The sequence below is a fragment of the Anaeromassilibacillus sp. Marseille-P3371 genome, from assembly GCF_900169665.1.
Taxonomy (GTDB): domain Bacteria; phylum Bacillota; class Clostridia; order Oscillospirales; family Acutalibacteraceae; genus Anaeromassilibacillus.
In genome coordinates this window covers 66,511-77,847 of record NZ_LT835157.1, presented here as the reverse complement: position 1 = coordinate 77,847, position 11,337 = coordinate 66,511, and the positions used below count along the sequence as shown (strand labels likewise).

At 49.8% G+C, this 11,337-nt stretch carries 5 protein-coding genes and 1 riboswitch; of the genes, 2 read left to right on the top strand and 3 right to left on the bottom strand.

From position 1 onward, the window contains the following. Positions 1–756: 756 nt before the first annotated feature. The gene (locus B9Y59_RS00360) at positions 757–2,304 is read right to left on the bottom strand and encodes a nitrite/sulfite reductase (RefSeq protein ID WP_085531057.1); all 1,548 of its coding nucleotides are present in this window, start codon (positions 2,302–2,304) and stop codon (positions 757–759) included. Between the two features lie 273 nt (positions 2,305–2,577). Between B9Y59_RS00360 and B9Y59_RS00355 the strand changes: the two genes are divergently transcribed. Next, positions 2,578–4,284, top strand: coding sequence for a S8 family peptidase (locus tag B9Y59_RS00355; RefSeq protein WP_085531055.1), 1,707 nt, complete (start codon positions 2,578–2,580; stop codon positions 4,282–4,284). Positions 4,285–7,447: 3,163 nt separating this feature from the next. After that, positions 7,448–7,627: a hypothetical protein gene (locus B9Y59_RS00350; protein WP_054324890.1), complete on the top strand. Its 180-nt coding sequence runs from the start codon at positions 7,448–7,450 to the stop codon at positions 7,625–7,627. A 96-nt stretch (positions 7,628–7,723) separates the two neighbouring features. On the opposite strand, the gene B9Y59_RS00345 is transcribed toward B9Y59_RS00350, so the two are convergent. Together B9Y59_RS00345 and B9Y59_RS00340 are read right to left on the bottom strand one after the other, a co-directional pair. Beyond that, a complete protein-coding gene (locus B9Y59_RS00345) occupies positions 7,724–9,013 on the bottom strand; it encodes an ROK family protein (protein WP_085531052.1) in 1,290 nt (429 codons plus the stop codon). 509 nt (positions 9,014–9,522) lie between these two features. Beyond that, positions 9,523–10,719 carry a cation:proton antiporter gene (locus B9Y59_RS00340; RefSeq protein WP_085531050.1) on the bottom strand — a complete coding sequence of 399 codons (1,197 nt, stop codon included), beginning with the start codon at positions 10,717–10,719 and terminating at the stop codon, positions 9,523–9,525. A 125-nt stretch (positions 10,720–10,844) separates the two neighbouring features. Beyond that, positions 10,845–10,918: riboswitch (Fluoride riboswitch) on the bottom strand. Positions 10,919–11,337: the final 419 nt, after the last annotated feature.

The following is an 11,337-nucleotide window of genomic DNA, read 5'->3' as shown; positions in this document are numbered from 1 at the left end:
TTTCATTCCAGCCTCGGAGCTGAAACCTGACTCCCCATATTTTCATTCTTTGGCTGGGCCGTGAACCCTGGCTCCTATTTCCAGCAGTTAAAAGAACTGGTTGAATTTATATTCTTGATAAGGGGAAACAAAGCCATTTGAAAAGGTAACAGTTTTTTGCGATTCCCCTGCTTTTTGTCATCTTTTCTGCACAGGGCTTCAGCCTCAGCAAACAGCAACGGCAGGGGTGAATTCGCCCCTGCCGTTGCTGTGAAATATTTTATTAAGAAGGAATGTATGAATTCGAATAATCCGCCCTTCCCAATAAGGGAAAGCTTTCATCCGGCTCCGGGAGGTAAAACACGGAGCCGGCTTCAGCTATTTGGGAAGGAATATGAAGAAAAGAACTTATAAGCTATTTATTTGCTCGCCGTCTTATGTATCATTCATGAACATATTTCTATCGGCGACTTATGAGCCTTTCGAATCAATTTATTTATCCGATTAACTTCATTAAATATTAAAACAAATCTGTTGAATTTTGTCAATATCTTTATCGAAAATGATATAATAATCCAAATTTTTTCCGCTATTATGCAAATATTTTTCTTATATTATTGTATTTAGCCAGAAAAATCTATACTTTTTATACAATTCCCCTGGAAAATCAAAGCGGTTGTTCCCTTTTTACTTAGGAATCCATCGAAAAAGAGAGGCCCTCCTTTTTGGGAGGGCCTCTCTACTCTCAGTCCACACCGATACAAGTAAAAATCGCATTTACTTGACCAGATATTTCTCTGCAATGGCTCGTACCTGCGCGGCATGTTCCTTCTTCCATTCCTGGTAGGTTCCTCCTGTTGCAGCCACTGTCTTCCCCAGTTCAACCAGAAAAGCTGGAATATTTTCCTGAAGAATCATACCGACTTGCTCGCCAAACTGTTCTACTCCCTGGGTATCACAGCCATTCAGATGCAATGTAAAGGCGGGCGTTGCCACTTTATTGACCATTTTCACGCCACCATGGAAACCGATCTCGCCGATCTGATGGGTCCCACACGAGGAAGGACATCCAGAAATATGCACCTGGGGGAGAGCTCCATCGGGAATTCCGGCTGCACGGGTCTCCCGTACAATTGCCGCCAAAAGTTCCTGTGAGTCCCGCAAGCCAACCTGGCAAATGGACGCCCCTATGCAGGCTACCGACGTCTCCACTAGACTTTGTGCGCCGTCCTCTGTAGCGGCGAGAACCCTTTTTGCCTCTTCCCCTGTCAAATGAATGATATACAGGGTCTCATCCGGCGCGATACGAAGCTCTACATCTTCCATATCTCGAATCACATCGTACAGCTCGCCCAGTTTGGACGGGGCCGGACATCCGCCGAGCGGATGGTACTGCACGGCATACAGGCCGTCCTGCTTTTGCGGGATCACCCGTTTTCCTTCCGCTGTCGAACCATCGCCCTTCTTTGCGATGGAAGTGGGGGTGATGTTGAGATCCAAGTCGTTGTGGCGTTCAAAGACCGCCTTTAACTTTTCCTGGTACGCTTTGACGTACCCTTCTTCCCCCAAGGTCTCCTGCATATAACGCGTTCTGGCCTTGTTGCGTTTTTCATAGTTGCCATAGGCGATAAAGGTATCACGCATCGCACAGATATAGTACAGAATCTTGGATGGGGAAACGCCCTGTGCAACCTGCAAGCCCATACGGGGGTTATTTCCCAGCCCGCCTGCACTATACACATCAAAGGTTCCGTCCGGGCGCGCTACGAATCCCAGGTCGCGGAAGGTCGCATGGGTCTGATTTGCCGGGCTATTGGAAAAACCGACCTTCAGTTTCCTTGGCATCTTTTCCGCTTTAATAAAGGTTAGCAAATATTCGCCCGCCGCTTCCGCATAGGGCAGTACGTCAAAGTACTCCCCCTGCTCAACGCCGGAAAGCGGGGACACCATCACATTTCTCGGGAAATCGCCGCCGCCGCCGCGTGTCACAATTCCGTGATCGAGCGCGGACTCCACAATATCATAAATTGCCTCTGGATGCAGATTATGAAGCTGCACCGTCTGACAGGTAGTCAAGTGTACCCGGTCGATGTGGTGCTTTGCAATCGAATCCGCAATAAACTTCAGTTTGTCTTTTGTCAGCCGTCCGCCTGCCAAACGCAGCCGGAGCATGCTGGCCTTTCCACCCCTTTGGGCATAACTTCCATAGCCGCCGGAAAAGCCCTTATAGGCTGCTTTGTCCAGCTGTCCCTCATAAAATTGGTCCGTCTTTTCGCGAAACTCCGCCAGATCTTCTTTCCATACCTCCGGTGCAATACGTTTCATTTCTTCATCGTCCTTTTCTCAGTATTTCCTTACTCTTATCATACCCATTTTTTAGTAAAAGTCCATCCCCTTTTTGATTTTGCGCCGTTGGACCGGGCCACAACGCTCAATCATCCAATAAAATTCCCGGAACCTCCACGGATTCTTCAAGCTCTCTTCAAAGAAACCCGTTACGATTTAGATGGAACTTCCACCCAATCCAACGATTAAAAGCCACCAGCATTTTAAACCCTCCCTGACAAAGGAATTGAACAGAAAGGATGATGATATTCCATGAAGCCCCGGCAAATAGCCCTTTTTTTGGCCTTCTTGTTGGCCGTTCCAGTCTTCGGCAGATCCGCCTTAGCCGCCGCCAGCTCCCTTACCGCGGCCAAGCCTTCTGCGGTTGTTGAAACGGATCTGGATACATATGAAAATAACGAAGTTCTGGCGTTCTATCAGGATGGCAGTTACCAGGTCCATTCCTTCCAAACCAAGGAAGCTCTGGCCAAGGGACTAGAGCAGCTTTCTCAAGATCAACAGGTTCTTCTGGTACAGCCGAATTATACCTATAGCGAACAGGAAGTTTCTGTCAACGACGCATGGTTTGGAAAACAATGGGCGCTGTCCAACGATGGAACCTTTCAAGCACCGGACCAAAAAAGCCATTTCCCGGTGCTCGATGAGATTCTGACGCAGCATTTTGGCTGGTGGGATTCCTCTGGAAACGCTGCTACATTGCAACTCCGGTCTACCAACAACCTCTCTACCGCTGTAGCAGGTATCGATGTCAACGTTGAGGAAGCATGGAAGCGCTACAACGGGGGCAAGCGTTCTGTCATTGTCGCCATGCTCGATACCGGCATCGACTATACCCATGAGGATCTGGCCGGCGCAATCTGGGTCAATGAGGACGAAATTCCTGGGAATGGGATAGACGACGACGGCAACGGTTACATCGACGACGTACACGGCTGGAACTTCTACGATCATACCAACCAGGTTTACACAGGGGATGAGGATAGCCACGGCACCCACGGTGCAGGAACCATCGCCGCCTCATCGGACAATCAGATCGGAATTTCCGGCATTATCCCTGGGGAACGCGTGAAAATCATGCCGGTCAAAGCGCTGGGCGGTTCGGACGGGAGCGGTACAACCGCTTCCCTGATTCAGGCCATCCATTATGCAGAGGCCAATGGAGCCTCCATCTGTAACCTGAGCCTTTCCTCTTCCAAAAATGACCGCGCCCTTTACCAAGCGATCGCCGAATCCAACATGCTGTTTATTGTAGCGGCAGGCAATGACTCGGCAAATATAGATTTATCCCCCACCTATCCCGCCTCGTACAATCTGGACAATATCCTTTCGGTAGCCAATCTTTGTTACGACGGTGCTCTACACCACACATCCAACTACGGCGCATCTTCTGTTGACTTGGCGGCTCCAGGTACGCACATCCTCAGCACTACGCCTGGCAACCGCTATAGCTACATGACTGGCACCTCTATGGCGGCGCCAATGGTGACCGCGGCAGCAGCCATGATCTATACCCAGTTTGATGGGATTACCCTCGCAGATGTCAAAGAAATTCTACTCGCCTCTGTCAAACCCTTGGCCAGTTTGACAGGGTTGGTTTCCACAGGCGGTATGTTGGACATTGGCGCTGCCTTGGCCTATGATACGTCCAAGCTTTCCGGCGACAATTGGACCCATCCGACGGAAGTCCCCTCCACCCCTACTATCGAAGCACAACGGCAGGTGCAAGACGGCAACCTCTATCTATTTTTCCAGGATACAGGCAACGATAAGGCTCTTGTCCGTGCTGCCAATACATCCGGAGAATACACCGCTAGCGCGTTTACGAAAGGTACAATTGGGAGCGGATTTTCCTTCCATGCGCAAAGAAACGCTCAATTTTTCAATCGTAAGTCTGTAGGCTATCCCTTTTATGCCCGCGATCACGCAGGGAACAAGGTGACGAAAATGATTCCCAAATAACGCCCCCACAAGGATGGTGACATTAACAGGAGGGATAAAGGTTGACAAAGCAAGAGCATTGCAAGCCACCCCCTACACATGGAGAGTGTGGGTAATGCGTAAACCTCGTAAGTACATACCGGCACGACTTTCCTTTCCGTCCACACTCTCCGCATGAAGGATGATCCCACAATCCAGTTTTGACCTTTTGGGGTGGAAAATTTCAATTTATACTCTCCGCATAGAGGGTGGCATTTTGTATATTTGTCATCGTCACTGGCAACCTATTTCAATCCACACCCTCCATGCGGAGGGTGGCGCAGCACTAGCGGAAGAAACGAAGGACGAAAGACAATTTCAATCCATGCTCTCTGCTTAAAGGGGGACGCTCGGCGGACATCATGTGGCCGTGTCCTTTAACGATATTTCAATCTACTCCCTCCTCATGGAGGTTACGCATTTCTATGTTGTGCTTTAAGGTCCCATTCAGGTTTTAACCCATGCCCCCTGCATGAAGGGGGACGCTCGACGGACATCATGCGGCCGTGTCCTTTAACGATATTTCAATCTACCCCCTCCTCATGGAGGTTACGCATTTCTATGTTGTGCCTTAAGGTCCCATTCAGGTTTCAACCCATGCCCTCTGCATGAAGGGGGTCGCTCGGCGGACATCATGCAGCCGTGTCCTTTAATGATATTGCAATCTACCCCCTCCGCATGGAGGGTGACGCATTTCTATGTTGTGCTTTAAGGTCCCATTCAGGTTTCAACCCATGCCCTCTGCATGAAGGGGGTCGCTCGGCGGACATCATGCAGCCGTGTCCTTTAATGATATTGCAATCTACCCCCTCCGCATGGAGGGTGACGCATTTCTATGTTGTGCTTTAAGGTCCCATTCAGGTTTCAACCCATGCCCTCTGCATGAAGGGGGTCGCTCGGCGGACATCATGCAGCCGTGTCCTTTAATGATATTGCAATCTACCCCCTCCGCATGGAGGGTGACGCATTTCTATGTTGTGCTTTAAGGTCCCATTCAGGTTTCAACCCATGCCCTCTGCATGAAGGGGGTCGCTCGGCGGACATCATGCAGCCGTGTCCTTTAATGATATTGCAATCTACCCCCTCCGCATGGAGGGTGACGCATTTCTATGTTGTGCTTTAAGGTCCCATTCAGGTTTCAACCCATGCCCTCTGCATGAAGGGGGTCGCTCGGCGGACATCATGCAGCCGTGTCCTTTAATGATATTGCAATCTACCCCCTCCGCATGGAGGGTGACGCATTTCTATGTTGTGCTTTAAGGTCCCATTCAGGTTTCAACCCATGCCCTCTGCATGAAGGGGGTCGCTCGGCGGACATCATGCAGCCGTGTCCTTTAATGATATTGCAATCTACCCCCTCCGCATGGAGGGTGACGCATTTCTATGTTGTGCTTTAAGGTCCCATTCAGGTTTCAACCCATGCCCTCTGCATGAAGGGGGTCGCTCGGCGGACATCATGCAGCCGTGTCCTTTAATGATATTGCAATCTACCCCCTCCGCATGGAGGGTGACGCATTTCTATGTTGTGCTTTAAGGTCCCATTCAGGTTTCAACCCATGCCCTCTGCATGAAGGGGGTCGCTCGGCGGACATCATGCAGCCGTGTCCTTTAATGATATTGCAATCTACCCCCTCCGCATGGAGGGTGACGCATTTCTATGTTGTGCTTTAAGGTCCCATTCAGGTTTCAACCCATGCCCTCTGCATGAAGGGGGTCGCTCGGCGGACATCATGCAGCCGTGTCCTTTAATGATATTGCAATCTACCCCCTCCGCATGGAGGGTGACGCATTTCTATGTTGTGCTTTAAGGTCCCATTCAGGTTTCAACCCATGCCCTCTGCATGAAGGGGGTCGCTCGGCGGACATCATGCAGCCGTGTCCTTTAATGATATTGCAATCTACCCCCTCCGCATGGAGGGTGACGCATTTCTATGTTGTGCCTTAAGGTCCCATTCAGGTTTCAACCCATGCCCTCTGCATGAAGGGGGTCGCTCGGCGGACATCATGCAGCCGTGTCCTTTAATGATATTGCAATCTACCCCCTCCGCATGGAGGGTGACGCATTTCTATGTTGTGCTTTAAGGTCCCATTCAGGTTTTAACCCATGCCCCCTGCATGAAGGGGGACGCTCGACGGACATCTTGTAGCCGTGTCCTTTAACGATATTTCAATCTACTCCCTCCTCATGGAGGTTACGCATTTCTATGTTGTGCTTTAAGGTCCCATTCAGGTTTCAACCCATGCCCTCTGCATGAAGGGGGTCGCTCGGCGGACATCATGCGGCCGTGTCCTTTAATGATATTGCAATCTACCCCCTCCTCATGGAGGGTGACGCATTTCCATGTTGTGCCTTAAGGTCCCATTCAGGTTTTAACCCATGCCCCCTGCATGAAGGGGGACGTTTGGCGGACATCATGTGTCTGTGTCCTTTAACGATATTTCAATCTACTCCCTTCTCATGGAGGGTGACACGTTTCCATAGTTGTGCCTTAAGGTCCCATTCAGATTTCAATCCATACTCTCTGCATGAAGGGGGACGTTTGGCGGACATCATGTGGCCGTGTCCTTTAACGATATTTCAATCTACTCCCTCCTCATAGAGGGTGACAGAGGGCAGGCCGCCCATCTCAATGGCCGCTTTGCATTCCAATTTACTACCTCCATACGGAGCGATGGGGACAAAGGGTCGGTACAATGCCCGACATGTACATTTTAATCCACGCTCTCTGCATGGAGGGCGGCCTCCAAGTTGTGTTCTTCCCCTTTCTGGTAGCCACGGTCCCATCCCCTCTATGAAACAAGCTTTACCCGACAAAGCGCTCTTCAGGAAGCCGGCTTCTCCTTTACCACAACTCAAAAATTTTGGAAATAGAATCAGACCTGTAGCCCCCCTACGGGATGGTAAGGGATGCTGTTTTCAATCGTTACAACCCCTGTCCTCTTTCTTGGGAGACGGCGGTTTTGCATCCTGCTTGAGAAGATCCCGCTTCCCTCCTCTTCGCCAGAACTTTTTTCAATCCTGCGCTTCCAATCCGGCAGAAAATTCCTAAGATTATCTGTTACCCGGAAGATTCCTCCGGTATCCAGTGGAAATGTAGAAGCTTGTTTTATACTATTCCTGTAGCTACACGCTGGGGGTGATACTGTGACGATCCGAAAGAAACCAGGGCGGCACCCCGAATTCCCAATGGATACCATGATCCGAGTGCGTATGAATCAGATTGTTCTCCATGAACTCGATACCTGTGCAAAAGCATGGAATACTACTCGGTCCGACGTCATCCGGCGAGGAATTCACCGCCTGTATGACGATTTGAACCGGTGAAAAAAGACGGCTGCTAAACGCAAAGGCCCCGGAGTTCGTGGAATTCCGGGGCCTTTGCACCGCTTTTTTAAGTATGAACCTCTTTTCATTTTTTCATTATATTGATACCCGCACACGGCCTTTCTGTCCCACCGCTTCTTCATTTTCTACAGGGGATTCCTCCCGTGCATGAATTAAAACGCCGGGATTTGCCAACACCTGTTGCGCCGCATAAGCGCCCGCCCCCAATAGGGCTGGACTTTCCTCAAGATGGTTGACCTCAATGGACAGCTCCCGATAAATCAGATCATTCACACCTTTGCGTACACACCGGCGAACGACCTCCAGAAGGCGCGGTGGACAAATATCCACCAATTCATCCCCCAGAACGATCAAACCTGGATTGAGCTGATTTACCAAGCTGATAACGCCCGCAGCCAGCAGCTCACAAACCTTCTCATATGCCTGGACTGCTACGGGATCTCCGTTCTGAACCGCGTGTGCAATGGATGCATTGCTCAAATCATCATCCTTCAAGCAGGAGTTTCTCCGTGTGCGCAACAGGCGCAAAATTTCTGCTCGAAGCGCAGAAAGGGAGCAATATTTTTCCAAGCATCCCCGATTTCCACATTCGCAGAGCGGGCCGTCAAATTTGATGCTGCTGTGCCCAAATTCTCCAGCGATTCCGCGCTGTCCCAAAACAAGCTTGCCGCCGGCTACCATACCGCAGCCTACGCCTTGGCCCGCAAGGACATACGCCATGTTCTGTACCGCCGGTTCCTGCCAGCGGAACCAGAGCTGAGCAAAAGCACTTGCCTTGGCATCGTTGAGCACATAGAGCGGCATCTCCAACCCCTCGGATAGCACTGCATGGATGGGGAAATTCTGCCATCCCGTCCGCTCCGTCACAAACAACAGGCGGTCCAAATCTTCTCGATACGGTCCGGGCATGGCCAAGCAAGCAGCCAGGAGTTCCGACTTCGGATACTCCTGATCAAGCTGTCCAATAGCGGCACGTATGCGTGATAAGATCGACTGCGGCGTCTCCTCCGCTTCAATGCGATAGGGCCGAATCTCATACATCTTTCCGGAAATTCCCACCAAACTGACATAAAACTGATCGCGCGTCATACGGATGCCGACGACTTTATATCGCGCATCGTTCAAAGTCACGCCGATGGAGCGCCGTCCTTTCGCCCCGGCAATCAATCCGGTCTCCACCACAAGGCCGCATTGGATCAGTTCCCCTGCGATATTGGTGATGGTTGCCTGTTTCAGCCCCGATAGGCGCGACAGCGTTGCGCGCGAACAAATACCTTCTTGCCGAAGAAGGTTCAAAATCAAGGCGCGATTGATCCATTGGCTGCGTTCCTGGTTGATACTAGCTGGCTTGTTGCTTTGATTCATGATTTCACACCTCCGACGCACAGCGTCTCTCCGCGGCCGGCGTCGGCAATGCGCCTACAATTGTCTCTGGACGGTCGGCTATCACCGCCGGGGCAAGCCCGCATCTGCCGCTGTGGGAATTCCGCAGCAGTCTCCGCTCTGCGATCTACTCAATGGACGCCAAAGGGTCCGCTTCCCAAAGACCGCTTTCCAGAGAATGTCCATGTACCACGTGGGGAAATCCCTTCTTCGTTCCCTGGAGGGGCTTTGTAGCTGTTTCTTCAGCTGAAAAGGGAAACCGAAAAAACACTGCCCACTACAATAATGTCATCGAGTTTTATATTGCTTTCAAAAATAGTATAATCTCGTACATAAAAAAACACAACAATCACTATTTTTGTGGTAACAATTCTTTTTGTTTTTATCCATTTTGCATTTATTTTCAAATGTTTTTCATAAAAAATTGCATATTTTCCGGTGATTCTATAAAAAACGTGTGATTTTCTTGGATGGGGGAGAGGGACAAAAAATCACACAGGGGATTCATGGGTATCCCTGGACAGGAGTTTCCGGTAGGTGTGGTCAATGGCGAAAGCCCCTAATGGCGCCGTAATTAAGATCGCCAACACAGCGACTGTCAACACAATATTGCCGCAGGAGAGTCCCATGGAGAGGGGAATGGAACCGATGGCAGCCTGTACTGTCGCTTTTGGCATATATGCCAACATGCAGAAGAGGCGTTCCCGCATCTGTAATTTTGTGCCCAACAGGCAAACAAACACGCCTAACATCCGGAATCCCATCACTCCAAAAAGTAGAGCGACCGCCGCAAGTCCCGAGGCCAATGCATACTGGATGTCCACCGTTGCACCGACGAGGACAAATAGCAACAATTCCGCCGCTACCCAGAGCTTGGAATACTTGGCCGACAAGCGATCTGCTACCGCACTGCGCCCTCTTTGCAGCATAACCCCCGTACTCATGACAGCCAGCAACCCAGAAAATCCGATTGCACCTGGAATCGCATCCTCCAGTGTAACATATAGAAAGGACAGACTTAAAAGTAGAAGTACTTTAAGGCTGTCCCGCAGGTGTATCTTTCGAAACAGCTGGGACAACAGGAGCCCACAAAGAACCCCGACAGCCATCCCCAGAAAAATAGAGGTCGGAACCCGTACAAAGTCAAACGGGGAGAAAGCACTCCCGCTGGCCAGCCCCGTAAAGGATGTAAATAATACGATGACAAACACATCGTCCACTGAAGCCCCAGCCATTATCAGCTGTGGGATCCCCTGCTTGACGCCGTACCCCTCATCCATCAATTTAAGCATCTTTGGAACAACTACCGCAGGGGAAACAGCTGCAATCACGGTTCCTAAAATCGCTGCATCCAGCAGGCTTACTCCCAAAAGCTTTGGCGCAAGCAAAAGCATCCCTGCAATCTCAAAAGATGCGGGTAAAAAGCACATCAGTACCGCTGGACGGCCTACCTTTTTGAGATCGGAAACGTTCAGATTTAACCCCGCACGGGTCAATATGATGATGAGGGCGATTTGCCGCAGGTCGGCGGAAATTGACAAAAGCATCGGGTCCAGCCAATCAAACACATAAGGCCCCAAAAGAATGCCTGCAAAAAGCATTCCCAATAGGGGAGGAAGCCGCAATTTTTCAAAAATCCCTCCAAACAACATGCCGCAGAGAAAAATGAAAGCGAGACTCAATAACATACCTGCACCTCCAGACTCTTACATCCATCCATACCGCTTTCCAAACCATCCCCTTTGAGGAACGCCAGCTGAACATCCATATTTCCTATGCAAGGGCATAAAAAAAGCCAATGCCCCTGCGATCAACCATCACAGAAGTCATCAGCTTATGAAGCGGTTTCGACAAACGCCGGGGGAGACCTTCATTCCCCATATTAAAATTTGAAAAGATTATACCATACTGCCGTTCTTTCTGCAAGAACAAACGGATTTGCCTTGAAAAAGGAGGAAGCTTCCGTGATGGGAAAACACGCCCTTTATGAATCAAAATGAGGGCGTCTCAAAACTACGAATTGTTCAATTCAAGGGCAAGGGGTATCCTCTTTTATCTAAAAGAAATGACATTCTATTTCAAGTGTCATTTTTTAACTCTGTATTTCTCTTTATCGTTAGATAGGGCTCTTTCATTTGTTGTAATTTTCTTTACTTTTCTTTCGCTGTTTTACTGATAGATACTGTACTTATGCGAACATACTCCATTGTCTGTCTTTTTTGGGCCAAAAAAATACCAGAGTTTCTAAAAAAACGAGAGAATTCTTCCGTCATTTCACCCTTTTGGGCCACCCTCTTTTCTATTTA